General features: G+C 44.8%; 17 protein-coding genes. 9 read left to right on the forward strand and 8 right to left on the reverse strand.

The window, feature by feature from the left end; all coding sequences use genetic code 11:
• The first annotated feature begins 78 nt into the window (after window positions 1-78).
• A complete protein-coding gene (locus tag K5620_RS16850) occupies window positions 79-960 on the forward strand; it encodes an AEC family transporter (RefSeq protein WP_016401388.1) in 882 nt (293 codons plus the stop codon).
• Between the two features lie 110 nt (window positions 961-1,070).
• Window positions 1,071-3,020, forward strand: coding sequence for a methyl-accepting chemotaxis protein (locus K5620_RS16855; RefSeq protein WP_016401389.1), 1,950 nt, complete (start codon window positions 1,071-1,073; stop codon window positions 3,018-3,020).
• A gap of 56 nt (window positions 3,021-3,076) precedes the next feature.
• Here K5620_RS16855 and K5620_RS16860 read toward each other — a convergent pair whose 3' ends face one another.
• Window positions 3,077-5,446, reverse strand: a complete 2,370-nt coding sequence (locus K5620_RS16860; RefSeq protein WP_016401390.1) for a fatty acid cis/trans isomerase — start codon at window positions 5,444-5,446, stop codon at window positions 3,077-3,079.
• 362 nt (window positions 5,447-5,808) lie between these two features.
• On the opposite strand from K5620_RS16860, the gene K5620_RS16865 reads away from it, so the two are divergent.
• Both K5620_RS16865 and K5620_RS16870 read left to right on the forward strand, forming a co-directional pair.
• Window positions 5,809-6,012, forward strand: a complete 204-nt coding sequence (locus K5620_RS16865; RefSeq protein ID WP_016401391.1) for a DUF2061 domain-containing protein — start codon at window positions 5,809-5,811, stop codon at window positions 6,010-6,012.
• Window positions 6,006-6,203 carry a DUF4250 domain-containing protein gene (locus K5620_RS16870; RefSeq protein WP_016401392.1) on the forward strand — a complete coding sequence of 66 codons (198 nt, stop codon included), beginning with the start codon at window positions 6,006-6,008 and terminating at the stop codon, window positions 6,201-6,203. The genes K5620_RS16865 and K5620_RS16870 overlap by 7 nt, the downstream gene beginning before the upstream one ends.
• 75 nt (window positions 6,204-6,278) lie before the next feature.
• Here K5620_RS16870 and K5620_RS16875 read toward each other — a convergent pair whose 3' ends face one another.
• Both K5620_RS16875 and K5620_RS16880 read right to left on the reverse strand, forming a co-directional pair.
• A complete protein-coding gene (locus K5620_RS16875) occupies window positions 6,279-6,953 on the reverse strand; it encodes a YciC family protein (protein ID WP_016401393.1) in 675 nt (224 codons plus the stop codon).
• 40 nt (window positions 6,954-6,993) lie between these two features.
• Window positions 6,994-7,707 (reverse strand): HAD family hydrolase, encoded by a 714-nt coding sequence (locus K5620_RS16880; protein ID WP_016401394.1) that lies wholly within the window; start codon window positions 7,705-7,707, stop codon window positions 6,994-6,996.
• 155 nt (window positions 7,708-7,862) lie between these two features.
• On the opposite strand from K5620_RS16880, the gene K5620_RS16885 reads away from it, so the two are divergent.
• Window positions 7,863-8,099 carry a DUF2375 family protein gene (locus tag K5620_RS16885; RefSeq protein WP_016401395.1) on the forward strand — a complete coding sequence of 79 codons (237 nt, stop codon included), beginning with the start codon at window positions 7,863-7,865 and terminating at the stop codon, window positions 8,097-8,099.
• Here K5620_RS16885 and K5620_RS16890 read toward each other — a convergent pair.
• Window positions 8,096-9,565 carry an MATE family efflux transporter gene (locus K5620_RS16890; RefSeq protein WP_016401396.1) on the reverse strand — a complete coding sequence of 490 codons (1,470 nt, stop codon included), beginning with the start codon at window positions 9,563-9,565 and terminating at the stop codon, window positions 8,096-8,098. The two genes, K5620_RS16885 and K5620_RS16890, sit on opposite strands and share 4 nt — an antisense overlap.
• 103 nt (window positions 9,566-9,668) lie before the next feature.
• Window positions 9,669-11,936 carry a 5-methyltetrahydropteroyltriglutamate--homocysteine S-methyltransferase gene (gene metE, locus K5620_RS16895; RefSeq protein WP_016401397.1) on the reverse strand — a complete coding sequence of 756 codons (2,268 nt, stop codon included), beginning with the start codon at window positions 11,934-11,936 and terminating at the stop codon, window positions 9,669-9,671.
• Window positions 11,937-12,205: 269 nt separating this feature from the next.
• Between metE and K5620_RS16900 the strand changes: the two genes are divergently transcribed.
• Window positions 12,206-13,129: a LysR substrate-binding domain-containing protein gene (locus K5620_RS16900; protein ID WP_016401398.1), complete on the forward strand. Its 924-nt coding sequence runs from the start codon at window positions 12,206-12,208 to the stop codon at window positions 13,127-13,129.
• Window positions 13,130-13,274: 145 nt separating this feature from the next.
• Window positions 13,275-14,261 (forward strand): GGDEF domain-containing protein, encoded by a 987-nt coding sequence (locus tag K5620_RS16905; protein WP_215426379.1) that lies wholly within the window; start codon window positions 13,275-13,277, stop codon window positions 14,259-14,261.
• Between the two features lie 56 nt (window positions 14,262-14,317).
• Here the strand turns inward: K5620_RS16905 and K5620_RS16910 are convergent, their stop codons facing one another.
• Window positions 14,318-15,091 carry a YMGG-like glycine zipper-containing protein gene (locus K5620_RS16910; RefSeq protein WP_051147596.1) on the reverse strand — a complete coding sequence of 258 codons (774 nt, stop codon included), beginning with the start codon at window positions 15,089-15,091 and terminating at the stop codon, window positions 14,318-14,320.
• 174 nt (window positions 15,092-15,265) lie between these two features.
• Between K5620_RS16910 and K5620_RS16915 the strand changes: the two genes are divergently transcribed.
• Window positions 15,266-16,207, forward strand: coding sequence for a helix-turn-helix transcriptional regulator (locus K5620_RS16915; RefSeq protein ID WP_016401401.1), 942 nt, complete (start codon window positions 15,266-15,268; stop codon window positions 16,205-16,207).
• A 15-nt stretch (window positions 16,208-16,222) separates the two neighbouring features.
• On the opposite strand, the gene K5620_RS16920 is transcribed toward K5620_RS16915, so the two are convergent.
• Entirely contained in the window at window positions 16,223-16,588 is a 366-nt protein-coding gene (locus K5620_RS16920) for a hypothetical protein (RefSeq protein ID WP_016401402.1), read from the reverse strand.
• A 203-nt stretch (window positions 16,589-16,791) separates the two neighbouring features.
• On the opposite strand from K5620_RS16920, the gene K5620_RS16925 reads away from it, so the two are divergent.
• Window positions 16,792-17,751 carry an endonuclease/exonuclease/phosphatase family protein gene (locus tag K5620_RS16925; RefSeq protein ID WP_016401403.1) on the forward strand — a complete coding sequence of 320 codons (960 nt, stop codon included), beginning with the start codon at window positions 16,792-16,794 and terminating at the stop codon, window positions 17,749-17,751.
• On the opposite strand, the gene rarD is transcribed toward K5620_RS16925, so the two are convergent.
• Window positions 17,748-18,701, reverse strand: a complete 954-nt coding sequence (rarD, locus tag K5620_RS16930) for an EamA family transporter RarD (RefSeq protein WP_051147597.1) — start codon at window positions 18,699-18,701, stop codon at window positions 17,748-17,750. The genes K5620_RS16925 and rarD overlap by 4 nt on opposite strands.
• Window positions 18,702-18,770: the final 69 nt, after the last annotated feature.

Here is an 18,770-nt window from a genome sequence, read left to right on the forward strand (position 1 = left end):
GCCATAACACTTATTGCTAACTAGCCCCAACACACTTTTCTGATAAGCTTAATTCTCACTCGATGAAGGACTAATGCTGTGGCTTGGCAAATCTTAAGTATTGTTGCACCACTAATTATTATTGTGGTGTTAGGCCTAATTTATGGCCGTAAACACCGACCCGACATTAGCGCTGCCAACCGGATGAATATGGAGATATTCTGCCCTGCCTTAATCTTCTCGGTACTGGCGAATACCCAGTTAGAGCTAGCGGATTATAGCGAACTGCTACTAGCATCAATTTGGGTAGTGTTAGGTTCCGGCCTAGTATTGCTTCCTTTGATTAAGCCTTTAGGGTTAAAGGCGCGTACCTTTTTGCCACCAATGATGTTCAACAACGCCGGTAACTTAGGACTACCACTGATTATTTTAGCCTTTGGCGAAGCAGCCATGCCAATTGCTGTGATTCTATTTGTGGTTGAAATGGTCTTACATTTTTCGGTAGGCCTATATTTTATTGATACTAAAGCAAAGTTACTTTCAACACTGCGCATTCCGGTGATTGTTGCTGCCATTGCCGGCATAGTTTGGGGTGTCTTAGATCTCTCGCTACCCAAAGTCATTGCCACGCCAATAGAAATGCTCGGACAAATATCGGTTCCGCTAATGCTATTTACCCTAGGAGTAAGATTAATCGATGTAGATTTAAAAGATTGGCGCATCGGTATGATTGGCGCTATCGCTTGCCCTCTTAGCGGCCTATTATGTGCTTTCATTGCTATTGCTATTTTGCCGCTCAACAGCTTGCAGCAATCTTGCTTAATTTTGTTTGCAGCTTTACCGCCCGCCGTACTCAACTTTATCATTGCTGAACAGTATCAAATTGAACCGCAACGGGTAGCCTCCATTGTAATGCTGGGCAACATCGCCAGTTTAGTGTTTATCCCGTTAGCCTTATTGTGGGTATTACCTGCAAGTTAAGCTGCGTTCTTTTCCCCCGCATTTGCCGCTAAGTTATTCAAGGCAAATTAGAATTCCTGTCTAAGTCCACTATATTTATCTTAATACGCGCTCGCATAGTGGACTTAAAAATGAAAATAAGAACAAAGTTTTTGTTGTTGTTACTCGCAGGAGTGGTTATCCCAGTATTGGTGATTTCCATCATCACAGTTTGGAGCGTGCGTAACAGCGCTGAACTCAACTTTGAACAAAGAAGTACTGCTGAGCTCGGGCACATTGACACCACCTTTTCCATCTACCTGAACGGCCTAGCCGAAGATGCTAAATTTCTCGCTACCTCTAAAGTCATCCGACAACTGGACCATAGTGTAACCACCTACATGGGCAAACCCAGCACCATGATGACTCCTGATAAAATTGGCGGCGTAGAGCAAGAAGCCTTTCACTTTATGCGCGAGTTTGGCGAAGCGAGGCCCGACTTAGCCTATGTCTACTTGGCGATGGACCATGGTGGTTATATTCAATGGCCCTTAGGTAAAAACTCTGCAGACTACGATCCAAGAGTGCGGCCTTGGTACCCTTTATCTATAAACTCGACAACCCCGGTGCGTATTCCCGCCTACCAAGATTTAATCTCTAAAACCCCCTTGGTGGACTACATGGTGCGTTTTGAAGGCGCCAAAGGAGCATTTGGTACTATTGGCGTAGATGTCACCCTAAGTAAACTCACAGACTTAATTAAAAAAGTGAAGTTTGGTGAACAGGGCTACATCATCATGATTGAAGACAGCAATACGATTTTGGCTGACCCATCAAGTGAAGAAAACCTGTTTAAAGCGATTAGCGACGTGGCAAGCTATCAGGCAATTCAAAGCGCATCGCCAGGCTTACATACCATAGAAAAAGACGGTGAAACGTGGTTAGCCAACGTGTACTTATCTCCTGATCTTAACTGGCGCTTTATTGGCTTTATGCCTGCCAGCGAAGTTTATCAACAAGCCAACTCACTAATCACCCTGATAATTGGCGTTGCCATTTTGATGATGGTGGTATTTATCGCGATAGGCTTTACCTTGATGAACGTGATCACCAAACCGATGATTACCATCACCGAAGGCCTAGAGGGCATCGCATCTGGTGAAGGCGACTTAACTCAGCGTTTAGATATCCAATCTAACGATGAATCGGGGCAAATGGCCAATGCCTTCAACCGCTTTGTTGAATCGATTAACTCACTGGTTGCCAGCATTAAAGGCAATAGTGAACAAGTAGATAACTCCGCAGCGCAAGCTAGTGAGCTGTCCAGCACCATGAAACAAATTGCAGAAGGGCAGTTAGCCGCTGTAGAACAAGTTTCAACGGCATTCCATGAAATGGTAGCCACCTCTAATGAAGTGGCGTCAAACTGTAGCCAAGCGGCTTCTAGCGCCGACGACAGCCAGCAACAGGTAGAAGAAGGTCATCAACTTATTCAAGATACGGTGCGCGCCGTTAGCCAACTAGAAACCACCTTGAATGAGTCCAATCAAGCCATGGATGAACTGTCGCAAGAATCAGCTAATATCACTGTAATCTTAGATACCATTCGCGGCATTGCTGAACAAACCAACTTGTTGGCCTTAAATGCCGCCATTGAAGCCGCCCGAGCGGGTGAGCAAGGTAGAGGATTTGCAGTAGTTGCAGACGAAGTGAGAACCCTAGCTGGCCGCACTGCTGAATCAACTGAAGAAATCGACAAACTATTGAGTAACTTACGCCAACAAACTTCCAATGTAGCCACTAAGCTCTCTAGCAGTATTGAACACTCGACCACCTCGGTAACGGCCACCAACCAAACCAGCACAGTGTTTGAGGCTATATTGCAATCGGTACTTACCATTCGAGACATGGCCACGCAAATTGCGGCTTCAGCAGAAGAGCAGCACTTGGTAGCAGAAGAAATCAATCGCAACATCACCGATATTCATGACGGCTCTAGTCAAGCAAACGAGGTTTCTCAACAACTAGAACAAAGCGCAACCGCTCTTAACTCTCTAGCAGGAAGCTTACAAGAAATGGTATCGCGATTTAAAACAAACTAACAAAACGTCAAATTAAAAAGCCCAAGCACTTTGCTTGGGCTTTTTGTTAGATAAATCTAACGATTCTCTAAGCGACTGTAATCCAACACACCCGATTCCAAAGGCTCAGCTTGGAGGTAGACTTGATGTAGGCGGTCACTAAATGGCCAAAACTCGTTATTGGTTCTGCGAATGCCATATCGTTTCATAAATGCTTGATAGCCTTGTTCGTTATGCACTTGCACCAAAGTTTGTTGTAATTGTTTCAATTCTGACTTTTCGACTTGCCAAAATGCACCAGGATAAGCCCCTACTAAGCCAGGCAAAACAGATATGGTGTCTTGATCTGGCAAACGGTTATTGTCTTCTAAGAACAAGCTAGAAATGTTGGTATGAGCGTTATGCCTCAATAGCGTGTAGTACTCAGGCTCCTCTTTCTCTAGGTCGTCAACCTGAATAAACACCACTTGTGGCAACAGCTTAATCGAGCCACCGCGCCAAGCACCTACTTGAATGGCAAAATCAGTCACTTCTCGTGAATATTGCGGCCAGCTAATTTGATGCTTTTGGCTTAATACAGGCGCCAATTTCTCACCAATCATGTCAAACAACTGCTGTTTGTATGGCCCGTCTCCGCTATATTCCACTGCACTTTTAAAGAAAGCCTCTTGCGGGCGAGACTCAACAAATTCGATAATATTTTTGTCTGCACCTATATACCAGCTACGTAGTTCATCATAACGCATTTCAGCTGGTAAGAATGAGGCAAAGCTGCCCTCACCTTCCATACGTAAAAAGTCCATGTATAAACGGGTTACTAATTGATGGCCCAAGTTTCCGTAAGGGTCAAACCCAGCCACTAACAAGTAATGAATTCGCTCAAACAAGGAGTAATCAATAACCCAAGCGGTTTTTGGCTGCCTGCCTACGGTGCCTTTTACAACGCTGGCACTGTCAAAGTGACGGAAAATGGTAAGTGCGGCATTTTGGTTTACCCCGTCACCATCCCACAGTAAATCTAAATTGAGTATCGAGCTGTCTTTACTCAGCCATTGATTCACATGGTCGATACTGGCATCCATAAATTTGCGGTGACGCTTAGAGTAATTAAGCCAAGCACTAATTGGCAGAACATTACTTTGCTCAACCGATGGCATTCTTAAGTGGTCGCTCTGTTCAACTAAGAACTCAGCTTGCTCTTGTTCATAGCGATTATCAGGGTTGGCGAAATATACCCAGAAGTGGTCTTGAATAACATTTAAAGCCACCTGCCCGCGACAAACAGGCCCTTTCATAAAGCCCATAATAAAGGTCTCAGCATCATCCAACATAAAACGATAACGACCGTTCACAGTAAGATCCTGAAAAGCCACAAAAGGATTACCCGCCACTCTAGGCTCGTAACTCGGTAAGCTGTCTACCTTGGTATCGTCACCTAAAAACCACTCGGTCCAACGCTGCTGGCGAGCCTTGTCTAAACGATAAGGAATATGGGTTTTCACCACAATGGTTTCGCGCTCTGGAGCCAAGCGGTAATACACGCGGCTTACATCTGGGTCATCGTAAGGACGACGGGTTGCTATTTCATCAATGGGTGTACCTGGGGCGGTTCGAGAGCGCACCAGTTTAAAAAATGCAGGGCGAGTATTTGGGTCATCACCAAAATACAAATGAGTAATGAACAGGTGTTCATAAATATAACGCGCCATTAACTGCTGTTTGAGCGAGTCACCGTTTAGAAAAGCCTCCCAATAAGCAACCTGCTCAGCAAGCTGATTATGTGCGCTTAAGTCATCGGCCATCGGCGCGCCGCTAGCTAGCCAAGCAGTTAACGTATCAAACTCGGCATCGCTAATTGCCGGCAGCCCATAGGGCATTCCCCATTCAGGATGTGAAGCCTGCACCTTAGCGTAGCCTTCAATACCAACACACTGCTGGGCTCGATCTAAAGCAAAATCAAAGGCCTCGGGATCTAGGATCTCGTTACCGGGGTCTAGGTAATCGCGCTTTTGTTTTAAGGCTTGGTACATTACCCCCGCTTCTAAATTCGCTTGTTCGCTTTGAATACGCTCATTTAATACCGGGTTAAAACCTTTCTGACGCCACATTTGCGTAGACTTAGCGTCGGTATATAGGCGGGTGGTTGGAGCGGCAGTCACTCTGCTGGCATTGTACACGCGCTCAGTAGTTACACCGCGGTCAATCCCGGCTGCAGAAGTAAGTTTTAACTGGCAAGGCGCGTCGTAACAGGCATGACACATCACACAACGCTGGTCTAAAATTGGCTTTACCTCTGCAAGGAACTCTGCAGCAGGAGGATGGCTCTCTGAAAAAACTCGCGTTTGTACCGAGGCTTCGCCAAAGTGTTGATCAAACTGATTAACAATTACGCTTGAACAACCTACTACAAGCAGCAGCCCCCAAAAAATACTAAAACGTCGAAACATAGCTCATCCCTGATACAGCCTTATCTTTACTATTAGGCGCTTAACAATAGCCTAAGTATATAACAACTAAGCAGCTTAGCGCGCTTTTAGATTGGCCAGCTAACACAAGCAAACGAGATACAGGTTTGTGGTTTTATTAGTAAAAAAACTGTTCAGCCGCGCTAATTGCAACGAGATAAAGCACAACAAGTGTCTGTTCATTTTTAGAAGTGACTGGCGCATTTAGCTACTTCCCTAGCCAGCTTTAAATTTTTGCCTTCCAACCTTCCAATCAACTGTCGAATAAAAAAAGCACAAAAATAACTTGCAAAGTAAATGATAATGATTATCATTTAGATATAGAAATAAACGAGGACAACATTATGATTAAAACATTAACTTTTGCCAGCATGCATTTCACTATCGCTTTTTTGGTCACTTGGTTGTTAACTGGTGACATGATGATTGGCGGTTTGGTAGCCATAGTAGAGCCAGCAGTAAACAGTGTGGCTTACTTCTTTCACGAAAAAGCATGGACCAAATGGGGCTTCAACCGCCCTCAACCAGCCAAGGAGTATGCATGTTAGACCAACAACGTGTTCAACAAATGGATATCAATATTTTGGTAAGCATTGTAAACATGCAAATTAGGAATGAGTTCTCTAGCTTTACTGAACTATGCAGATTTTACGAGCTAAATCAGAGCCAATTGAGCCAACGCTTAGCGTCAGCAGGCTACCAATTGCAAGCTAAGCAACAACAGTTTACCGCGGCCTAATCACCTACCCCGCTAGGCGGATGGCTAGTTTACATAAGCACTTTAAAAGAATAAGCAGCTTGGTAAATAGCTAAACTACTCTGCACTGGCATTCATCGCGCTATAAGCACGGTAAGCAAATACTAAAAAGAAAGCTTCGAGCACTTGCCCAAACACTCGATTAGCAAACACCCATATGCCATTGGCGTTAATGTCTAATAACCAATGATGCACAGCCCAAACCGGTATCATGGTAACCCCTGCAACCACTATCACACCCGCTAGCAAAGGCCACTTATAGGCTTCGGTTTGCCGCCAACTTGCGCTAATTGCTTCCACGGGACTGCTTTTGTTTAGTACACAATGTAAATCTGCCACCAACAATCGACTGGCGATAACAATACCAGGCAACACAAAAAAGCTCAGGCCAAGCATTACCAAAGCAAAACAAATTGCCACTACCGTAAATAACAAAGGCCAAATACTTAGCGACGCTTGAAAGCAGCGAGCGATTGACCAAGGTTGCTGTTTAAACTGGGCGCGCATGTACAAGATGATTGCACCTTGATAAACAGGCTGCATTAACAAACCTATTATCACAAACATCCAATAATTTGCGGTAGAAGGCTCGCTAGGGTTTTGAACATATTGGCTTTGCAGTGCGGCAAAAGGAACAGCAAAGGGCAAAACCATTAATGCCAATTGAGTAAAATGCTGACGGTAAAAACGTAAGCTATCGGCCAACCAGTCCCATAAACCAACTATTGCCATACTGCTTTCACTGCTCCTTTAAAACCGCCAACCAACACGTTTATGCTAAACCAATGCACTGATGTAATTGATTTAGTGAGGCTATTGTCCAGTTTACATTTTCCAATGGCTGATATTCAGGTTCACAGCTCTTGCTTCTTTGTAGCCACACACTGCTCATCCCTGCGGCACTGGAGCCTTGAGCATCATTCACCAAGTTGTCTCCCACATAACAACATTGGCTAAGCTCAAGCTTGGCCAATTGCGCGGCTTGCTGAAAAATCTCTGCTTTAGGCTTAGCAACGCCAGCCGCTTCTGCGGTTAGAACAAACTCAAAATAATCGAGCAAGCCAGCTGCACGTACTTTTCGCTGTTGCATATCTTCTGGCCCATTAGATACTAATGCCAGGCGCCAACCTTGTTGCTTAAGCTGATCTAAACAAGCCAAGGTATCGCCGTACAACACTGTTGCATCGATATATTGCTGCATGAAATATTCGAAAGCCTGCTCAGCAGCATCAGCACTTAAGCTCTTATCTTGCAAAGCTTCGCGCGCGCGGGCTTGGCGCATTTCAGCGGCGCTAAGTTTACCTTGTAAAAAAGCTGGATAATGAAGTTTTAGCGCACGCTTCCAATGACTTAGGGCGTCATCAGCTTGCGAGGGCCTATATTTACCAAACAAAGCTTTAGCGGCGGTTTCGGTAGCAATTCCGTCATCCACTAAGGTGTCGTCTAAATCAAACATTAGCATCTTGGCTTGGATTGGTTTAATCATCGGTATTCCTTTTATTTTCAGTCAGATTAGCGACAGGAAATAAGAAGTCAACGATTGTTTACAGCAAGTCCTTCTGCCTTACCCAGAAAAGCTAGTGATCTAATCGGCCAGTGCTAACGTTATATTGAGGCAAAACACAATTGGAAGGACTCATCATGAAAACTCAATCTGTTGGCCTAAGTGATGTTACCGTGCTTTTTTACCCAAGCGACAACCCTTATCAGCTGCAATCTATGCTGTTAAAAGATCAAGTTGTGAATTGCCAAGGCAGAGTGGTGATCCCCAGCAAACACAAGCAGGGAAAAATTATTGTTGCCGTGATAGCCGGCCAAGCCGACTTACTAAACTTACTCGGCGACCGATTTGATGTAAGCCCCTTGTCTGTGGCTTAAGATTTAGCAGCTGCTGTATCTTTAGAAGACACTGTATCCTCCAAATCAGCTTCCGCACACATATAAGCGCGACTAGAACAAAATGGCGTAAGCGGCACACTGGGCTCTAATGGCTGTTCTTGCTCGGCCAATTGACGTTGATGCTTATTGGTGACTCTAGCCACAATATAAAAAGCCATTCGCAGCGCCAATAATCCAAATACAACCGTTCCTACTGCTTGACCACCCAACACGCCCAGCGGCCCAAACCACTGTCCACCTAGATAAACAAAAGGGATTGTGCCTAAAGTTGCTTTGCCAAAATTAAGCATGGTAGAGGTGCTTGGGTAACCAAGATTATTAAAGGCAGCATTAGCCACAAACATCGCCCCATTAAATACAAAGCTAAAGCTTATCCAGGTACAGAAGAAACCAATAACAGTGGCCGCTTCGCCACCCACACCAAACACATCCACAATGACGTTTTGCCCTAACAGTAGAATTAACGACACAGCAACAACAAACCCACCGTTAAACCAAAGCGCTTTGCTTAAGGCCTCATGTACTCTAGCGTAATTATTTGCACCAAAGTTTTGGCCAACAATAGGGCCAATGGCGCCAGATAACGAGAATATCATGCCAAATGCCACCGGCATTATACGTCCAACCACAGCCCAACCCGCTACGTAGGCATCACCAAAAATAGCAATAGAAGCAGTAACATAAGCATTGCCTAAAGGGGTGGCTACATTGGTCATCATGGCAGGAGCGGCCACCTTTAAGATAGCGCGCAGATCTTCCAACCACTTTTGCAAACTAAAGCCAGCAAACAACTGGTGCTTGTAGACCACTCCAGACAAGGCAACACCCGCAACCACAAAGCGCGCAATAACCGAGGCAATAGCGGCACCAGGTAATCCAAGTCCAAGCGCAAATATGAATATAGGGTCGAGTACCGCATTTACGCCGCCGCCAGCCAAGGTAGACCACATCGCCCGTTTTGCATCACCTACCGAGCGCAGTGCAGCGCCACCACTCATGGCCAACCCAAGAATCGGTAGCGAAGGCAGCAAGATTCTTAAATACTGCACCGCAAGTTCATGGGTTCTGGCCTTAGCGCCAATCAAGCTCAACAGCTCTGGAGCAAAATACCAAGCCAAAGCGGCAAAAGCAGCGCTAATTAAAAAACCAGTAAATAAGATATTGGTGACTAACTGCTTAGCCCGCGCTTTATCTTGCTGGCCAATCGCTTTTGACACCAAGGCGGTCATCGCAATCGATAAGCCAATAGAAATTGAAGTGGTAAAAAATGCGATGGTTCCGGCGTAGCCTACCGCTGCAGCAAGCTCAGCCTCACCCAGCAAGCTAATAAAAAACAGATCGGCTAAATCAACCAAAAATAAAGCAGTTAAGCCAATGGCATTGGTGGAGGACATAACAACGATATGGCGAAAAATATCACCAGAGACGAACTTTGCCTTTGGCATAGAAACTCTCAAAACAACTGGGTAATTTCTAGTGTAGGCGCTAATTAAAACGAAGTCATTGGCGAAATAGCCCCTTAATTAAAGGGGCTATTGCTGGTTAAATTTAGCTAAAGCTAGCACGTAGCTCTTTGGTTGCTAATACCATGTTGTTTAAGGCTGCCTCAGTTTCCTGCCAATTACGGGTTTTCAAGCCACAATCTGGGTTTACCCACAAACGTTGCAATGGGATCCATTGTGCTGCTTTATCAATCAACGCTTTAATATCATCGATGCTAGGAATGTTAGGCGAGTGAATGTCGTAAACACCTGGGCCAATTTCATTTGGATACTCAAAGTGCTCAAAGGCCTGCAACAAACTCATCGCCGAACGAGAAGTCTCAATGGTTAATACGTCGGCATCCAATGCGGCAACCGCCGGCATAATGTCATTAAACTCGCTGTAACACATGTGAGTATGGATCTGCGTTTCTGGCTTGGCGCTAGCGGCTGATAACTTAAAGGCCGATACCGCCCAGTTTAAATAATCATCCCATTGGCTGCGTTTAAGCGGCATACCTTCGCGAATAGCAGGTTCATCAATTTGAATAACTTGAATACCCGCTTGTTGCAGCTCGGCCACTTCGTCATTAAGCGCGATAGCGATTTGCTCGGCGATTTGGGCGCGGCTAATATCCTCTCGGGCGAAGCTCCAAGTCAAAATAGTCACCGGGCCAGTTAACATGCCTTTTACCGGCTTGTTAGTTAAGGATTGCGCATAACTGCTCCATTCAATAGTAAGAGGTTTAGCGCGCTCGATGTCATCTACAATAATTGCTGGTTTTACACAACGCGAACCATAACTCTGCACCCAACCAAAGCGGCTAGCAATAAAGCCATCTAATAGCTCGGCAAAATACTCAACCATGTCGTTACGTTCGGCTTCACCATGCACTAACACATCCAAATCTAAGCGCTCTTGACGCTCAATGGCATCCTTTATATGTTGAGCAAGCGCAGCATCATAATCAGCTTGGCTTAGTTGCCCCGCCTTATATTCGCGACGCTGACGGCGAATTTCATTGGTTTGTGGAAATGAACCAATAGTAGTGGTTGGCAAGGGTGGCAATTGCAAACTTTTCTGCTGAATCTCTTGGCGCTGTTCAAAGCTTAAAGTACGCTCACGCTCAGCCGGGGTTAAGGCGCTAATTCGCTGCTGCAAGCTGGAGTTGTTTTTCTTGTTAAGGTTTTGCAAAGCGGCACTGTATTGGCGAGATAGCCGCAGGGCGTCAGCTTCACCATTTAGCGCTTCATCAAGTATTTGCAGTTCAGATAGTTTTTGCTCCGCAAAAGCCAAACGATACTTAGCATCACCTAAGTCCGTTTCACTCTCTAGATCAAGCGGGCTGTGCAACAAAGAACAAGACGAGGCAAGCCACAAGCGCTCGCCTAAACGAACTTTAAGTGAGCTGTAGTTTTCGATAATCTCTGGCAAATTCGCTCGCCATACATTGCGACCATTAATCACACCGGCAGACAGTACCCACGCTTCAGGTAACCAAGTTAGTACTTGCTCAAGCTGTTGTGGAGCGGCAGATAAATCTAAATGCAGCCCGTCTACCGCCAATTGCTTAATCACCTCGGCATTGTCTAACACATCTGCAAAATAGCTGGTCAAAAGTAACTTAGTGGGGCTGAGCTTTGTTTTATAAGCAGCTAATAATGCGTCTTGCCATTGCGAATCGAGCTCTAGGCCCAAGATAGGTTCATCCACTTGAACCCACTCCACACCTAAATCAGCAATAGCTTGGAAGATCTCGCGGTAAACCGTTAACAACTGTGGCAATAACGACAAACGGTCAAAATTACTGGCTGCTTGGTCGTCATTTTTACCTAGATACAGGTAAGAAACAGGCCCCAAAATAACTGGCTTAACTGCATGGCCTTGCTCAAATGCTTCGCGAATTTCATCAAACAGTTGCTGCCACTGTAGGCTAAATACACTGTCTTCAGAAAACTCCGGCACAATGTAATGGTAATTAGTATTAAACCATTTGCTCATGTCTGATGCCGCATGATTACAGCCACAGCCCTGTTGGCCACGAGCAATTGCAAACATGCTATCTAGGTTAATTTGCTCAGACTGGTGACGCTTAGGCAGGTTGCCTAACAATAATGAGGTATTTAGTACTTGGTCGTACCAAGCAAAATCGCCTACGGTCACCCAAGCTTGACCACTGTCTTTTTGAGCTTGCCAGTTTTGTTGGCGAATATTTTTGCCAACTTGTAATAACTCTTGCTGCGAAGAGTCGCCACGCCAGTAGCTTTCTAAAGCAAATTTTAGTTCTCGTTGCTTACCAATTCTTGGGTAACCCAATACGTGAGTAGTGCTCATATCAATATCCTTTTAGCCGTCTAGATGTATAAACCCATATTGACCAGAGCGAGGCCTCAACACAATTGAAAAGCCATCAAGTTAAATTGAATTTCTCTCAACTCTGCTTAATCCAGTGAAAACTGGTCATACAGAATTAAAGCGCTCTCCCTCTCTATATTGAAAAATATTCATGTTTAGCCATCTAACTTGGCACTTATATGTACAAACAAACCTGAACTGCCTAAGCTGCGAATTCGCCCAAACACTTAAAGGAGCTAGCCAGATAAATGTTAGAGATAAAGCATTTACGTTGTATTCAAGCGATTGCTGCTAGCTCTTCTTTAAAGTCAGCGGCTGCCAAGTTGTTTATTACAGATTCGGCGCTATCTCACCAGCTAAAAGACTTAGAACAGCGCATCAATAGTCACCTGGTGTTAAGAAAGCAACAGCCCTTGCAGCTCACCCAACACGGCCAGCAACTACTTAGTTTAGCCCAGCAAGTGCTGCCTTTAATTGAACAAACCGAGCAACAATTTAGCGCCGCCCAACAACAGCAAACACGTTTAAACATTAGTGTTGATTGTCATGCTTGTTTTCAATGGTTATTGCCGGCTTTGCAGCGGTTTCAGCAAACTTGGCCAGAGGTAAATAGCCATTTTTGCCAAGATAAAGACTATAACGGCCTGCCCTTGTTACAGCGTGGGGAAGCTGACATTCTGCTAACGTCTGAAGTAAGCCCAGAGGAGCAAATCCACTTTGAGCCTTTGTTTGAATATGAAATGGTACTTATTTGCCCACCTCAACACCGCTTAAGCAGCCAAGCGACAATAAAAGCCTCCCAGTTGAGCCAAGAGACCATCATTAGTTACCCGGTAACGCCACAACGCTTAGACTTATATCGTTACATTCTTCAGCCCAGCCAAGTAGCCGTAAAACAATGGAAACACGCCGATAACCCAGCCATGTTACTGCAAATGGTCGCAGCAGGAATGGGAGTGGCAGCGATGCCTTATTGGGCTGTAGAACATTATGCGCAGCAACAATTTGTGCACTTATTGTCATTTGAACAAGCCTTATGGCGTCCCATGTACGCAGCGTTTAGTAAAAACGCTCAATCAAGTACAGTGCTAAAAGATTTTGTTGAACTTATTTTACAACAAGCACTCAGCCAACTAAAAGGCAGCAGAGCACTAAGCTTTAAGCATAAATAAAGCGTCAATTTGATTTGACGGATCCGCCAAAAAGAGTTTACTTTTAATAACATAAGGAAAGCTCCCCAGCTCGTATTTTAACTTTTTGGCATAGGTTTTTGCGATGGTGTCTGACTGGTCTCCAGCAGAGTTTACAGAAAGAAAAATGAGCCTTGTCATGCATTTGGCAGGTTTCATTCCTAGTGCTTATTTTTCAATTACTCATTTAGTTAATGGGGTATTTTGGTACGGCTTAGTGGTACTACCCTGCGCCTTGGCCATTTTAGTTTCGCTATTCTTCTTATTCACCAAACCCGAATCCAACCATTACAAAACTGCCGACGTATGGTTCTTATTGCTAGCCATTCCCCCGGTTTTATTAGCACTGACTCAACCCAATATGCATGGCGAGTTTTTTGTTCCCGCATTAATTTTGGCCTGCTTTATCCACTTACCACTGCAAATGGCAGAGCGCCTTGTATTGGCTGTAAGCATTCTGGCAATAATTCTTGGTGTTCATCACTTAGGTGTTCATCAAGGTATACGTTTTAGTATTGGCGTAGTGGCTTCACACATCTTTGCATGGGGCTTGGCGCGGGTACTGGTAAAACAAAATAACGAACTCAAAGAACTCGCTTTTAAAGACTCCCTAACACGTTGCTATAACCGTAGAGCCTTGTTTGATGAACTGCTAAAAGCTACCCAACAACATAAACGCAGTGGCATAAAAGCTAGCATTATCCTTTTAGATTTAGACCATTTTAAAGCCATTAATGATCAACATGGCCATAATGTAGGCGATCAAATACTGGTGTGGTTTACCCACTTTTTGCAACAAAACACCCGCGTTAACGACCGAGTATTTCGCTATGGAGGCGAAGAGTTTCTTATCATGTTGCATGATGCAGACTTTGATACTGCCTACCAAACTAGCGAGAAGCTAGTAGCTAAAATTTCTAGTTTATTGGCGCCTAACCAACTGTCGATTAGCTTTAGTGCAGGCATAGCTAGCATCAAAGAAAGTGAGAGTATTGATGATTGGATTGAAAGGGCAGACCAAGGTTTATATCAAGCCAAGCAAGCGGGGAGAAAGCAAACTTGGCCCAGTCAATTTGAGCGTGTAGAAACCAGCTCACCAAAACAGCCTATTTAAACACGTCGTTTAAATAGGCTAATAACGACTAACGTTAGTTTATAACTATAATTTTATTAACTGATCTTGCTAAAGCGATAAGACTGGATCATTTTCTCTTCACTACCTTGCTGTGAGTAGGTTTCAACAATCCATAGCTGCGGGCTCACCACTCGTAACTCCATGCGCATATTAGCTGTACTAACTTGGCTCAAAGGATAGTAGCTAAAACGATTCATAGCCGCTTGAAATTCCCCAGCATACACAACATCGTTCTCAAGATTTGACGCGCTCACACTTAACTGATGTCCCTGTTGCAGGTTATAACTTATCGTTGTACTAGCTTGTAATTCTAGCTGTTCACCTGCAACTTCTAGCTGCTCTAGCTCTACCGTAGCAGCGTCACTTTCCATCATTTTACCGCGAGCAAGCCCCTGCGCTTCGATGGTGCTACCATCAGGCTGAATCGCCCAAACGTTTACCTGCCATTGACCCAGCAATTTGTTCAAATGCTCACCTTGATTAGCCGTTGCATTGTCACCATTCATAATCACTGTGTTTGGTTGGGAGATGGCTTCTGCAGTTACGCCGGTTCGACGATTCTCTTGGCTATTCTCGTAATCGCGCATTGCACCACTAGCCCCACCAGCAGCAGCACCAACAGCAGCACCTTTCACCGCCAACTCTGCATCTCCAGTAACCGCGCCCATAACCAAACCTACAACGGCTCCACCTACTGCACCGGTTTTCATTCCTTGGTTAGGATCTGGCTCACCATCCGTTGAGGCACAGCCAGCAAGCATGCTGCTTGCAAGTAAAACGACACTAATAGAGGTTCCGACTTTGTTCATTCAAGATTCTCGTGGTTGCTAAATAATCGGTCGCTAAGATAAATCAAAGCACCAGTTAGCATCAGAGCATGTTAAAAATATTTTTTTATAATCAATGCCTAGCGAGCCCCTTTGGGCGATTCAACAAGTGCTGCTAAAATAAAGCACATAATAACAATTACTTGATAACTCTATATGGCTAACTACAAGAGCATTGCCGACTACTTGCAGCAAAAACGTAACCAAGCAAACCTAACCCAAGAACAGCTTTGCCAAGTATTAGCGGCCTTTAGCCCAGAATTTAGTGAGCTTGATGCCTTGGCGGTGAGCCGTTGGGAGCGGGGCAAAGTAGAGCCGAGTTTAAATCGGCAATTGGAAATTATTCGCTACTTTGGTGATGAAGCTTATAAAATTTTCACTTCCAGTAGCTTTAGCTCGAAAAACCTTCCCAGCAACCAAGCGATGAATAAAGTCCTTGAAGCTCGAGCCAAGTTTAAACACTACTTAGGTGCTCACCCTTACCTGCCGCAGAGTGAAGAGAGTTTTGAACAAATTACTCCGCCCCATCCCCTTACTCAATACAGTGCACAACACCTAAGCAATTACATTGATAACCTCACCTTTGGCTATGAGCAGTGGGACAGCGCTTGGCTCGAGACGCTTCAAAACCATCTCGCTGCAGAGGTAAGTTACTATTTCTACCTCGGTCAACTCGCTGGGCATTGTTTTGCTCTCAAGATAAAACAGCCCTACTTTGAGAAGCTACTAGACAAGAGCTTAGATGAAACCGATATATGCGAAGAAATGCTAGCCAGCAACAATGAACCGGCCAGCTTATATATTTACTCCATTTACACAGGGCGAGTAAACGCCATCACTCAAGTTTATGAAAACTTGTTTAAAGCCTTTATTATGAATAAGTCGTTAAGTTATATAGGCATTAGAATTCGCCGCGACATTGCTTTTGTGATGTTAGAAAACGTACCACACTCCATCGAAGCAATAGGCCCACCAAGTGACAACCGCAATGTAGGTATCAAACATAGAGGTAAGCGCTATCAGTACGTAACTTGTAGGATAGAACGGCAAGCGCTATTTAATTCACCGGTATTTTTAAATATCTTGAGAAGTGATTAAGGAGTTCTGAAGAGGCTATTGAATAGCTAAGCTCTCTTGCTCTTTGCGCCACAAACGATGTCCACAGGCTAGACAAACACACTCACGGCGGTGATCCATCAGGCTTTCCAAACCATACTCCCACGTTTGGTCGCTATCGCAATGGATACAACGAATCGTATTAGCATCTTCAGTTTTTTCAGGGTAACGAGTCTGATAGTCGTTTAGCGTGGGTAAACGAGCCCACACTCTTTGACTACTATCGCGGCGATTAAAAAACAGCACTACCGCACCCAGTAATATTAGTAACAGCTGAAACACACCACCTGCCTTGGTTTTTTTTAAGCTTAAGTTCTTAATACCGAACCCAATTTCTGCAACAGATCCTTGCTTAGAAAACATTTGAAATCAACCTACTTGTTAACAAAACCACCATTAACAGCGAAATGCCTGCGGCACAGCTGTTACATATTGTTTACGTTTCCATAACTGCGCATACTACAAGAACTTTGTTACGCTAAAACGACGTGACATGGTAATTTGCCACTTACCGCGTATATACTTATGCCCAGATTTTACAGGGCGCAGAAGGTAACAATAAGCTAATGAATAAGCTAGTAAAATTCTTCTCTATTACTCTTTCTATTTGCTGTTTGCTAGCAGCAGGAGCAATATTGAGCTTGCCGCATCTGCCAGATACCCCTCTAGGAATATCCATAAGCTATTTAAGCCTATTCTCTCCGCGCTGGTGGGCGATTTTACTGGCCCTTACGCCGATTTTGTTTATCCGCCAGCTAGGCAAATGGCAGTACCTAAGCTGGGCACTCTGCGCGGTGGTGTTTGTACAGTTTCAAGATCTTCAGCTTAAGTTGCCTCAGCGGCAAGCTAGCGCCATCACCATTTTGTCTTTAAACAACGGCAATGGCGCAAGCTCACCGCAAATTCACCAGTTGGTGGCGGAGCTAAAACCCGACATTGTGTTCATGCAGGAATCAAAGCCTGAGCGGGTGCAGCAAGTCTTTGACGATAGTTGGTATAGCCACTGCGACCACCTTTGCACCGTAAGCAGAACGCCAATTGAACATCAAGGCAGTTTATCGCGTGAAACCTTTGGTGGCTTTGGTAAATTTGCGGTGTTTTATCACACCACGATTGACGGAAAAGAACTGAGTATAGCCAATATCCATATGGACACACCAAGGCCAACCATTAACGCCTTAATCCATGGTAGTTTTGAGCCTGAAGCATTCAATAACTTGCACTTTGCTCGCAACATGCAAGCCTCTTTGGTGGCGTCTTGGGCTAAGCAGCAAACCAGCTATATAGCTGCTGGAGACTTTAATATGACGGTCCAAGAAAATCTTTATCAACGGCATTTAGCTGGTCTAAACAATGGCATTGACCTAGTAGGCAGCGGAGTTAATTACACTAAATACACGTCATGGCACGGCGCAAGAATAGACCACGTATTAGCTTCAGAAGATCTTAGTTTTGCCAGCGCCAGGGTTCTTGATTCAGTAGGCGGCGATCACCGCCCAATCACTGCAAGTTTAGCGCTACCTTAACAGGCTTTAGGCAGCTTTTTGCGGCTTGCCGTTTGTCGAACACCGCGCCGCAGACCATCTATTGCCAATAACACTAAGGCAAAAATGATCAAAATATAAGTTGGCCACTGCTCAGGGCTTAAACGTTCACCAAGTAACCAACCCACGCTAAATACCAATACAGGTTCTAAATAACCCATCAAGCCAAACAAACTTAGAGGCAAATAGTTAGAAGCAAGTAAAAACAGTAACATAGGAATGGTACCCGCTACCCCCAGTCCGAAGTAATACAGCCAAGGGGCATAGTTGTACAGATTCGAGAGCTGGCTTTGCGCTTCGCTCACGCCATCCCCCATTAGCAAATAAGCGCACGCAAGCGGCAGTAGCATTAAGTTATCAATAGTAAAAGCAATATGGCTTGGCAAGGGATACTTGCGCCGCAACATAAAATACAAGGGATAACCCAAGGCCACCAACAGCACTATCCACGACAATCCATCAGCCATTACGTAAGCGTAAGCAACTCCTACAGCTGCAACTGTTACAGACACCCATTGCAGGCTACTAAGCTGCTCTTTATAAACAAACCGTCCCACTAATACCAATACCAAGGGCAACGAAAAATAACCCAGCGCAACCGGCAGCGTCTGGCCGTTGGCTGGCGCCCAAATAAACAACCAAAACTGCAAGCCAACTAATACAGCAGCCAGCATCAAGCGTGGCCAAGCTCGCCAATTAGCCATGTGCCGAATGAGTAAAGGTAGTTGCTTGAAACAAGCTAACCCCACAAACATTAGCAAACAGCTCCACACAATACGCTGAGCTGCTAGCCAGTTGCCGCTGTTTTCATTTAAAGGAAACTGATGGATATACCAAGGAAGAAAAGCAAACATGCACGAAGCCATTACCGAGCAAGCTAAACCAAAATAAAGACGGGAAGAATGAGAGGAAACTAGCGCCACAGCAGCCACTTAATCAATGAGTTAAACCCTGATTAAGCAGCAATTATGCTATGGCTGCAAGTTATTTGCGCAATTTTT

The organism is Agarivorans albus (assembly GCF_019670105.1).
Classification (GTDB): Bacteria; Pseudomonadota; Gammaproteobacteria; order Enterobacterales; family Celerinatantimonadaceae; genus Agarivorans; species Agarivorans albus.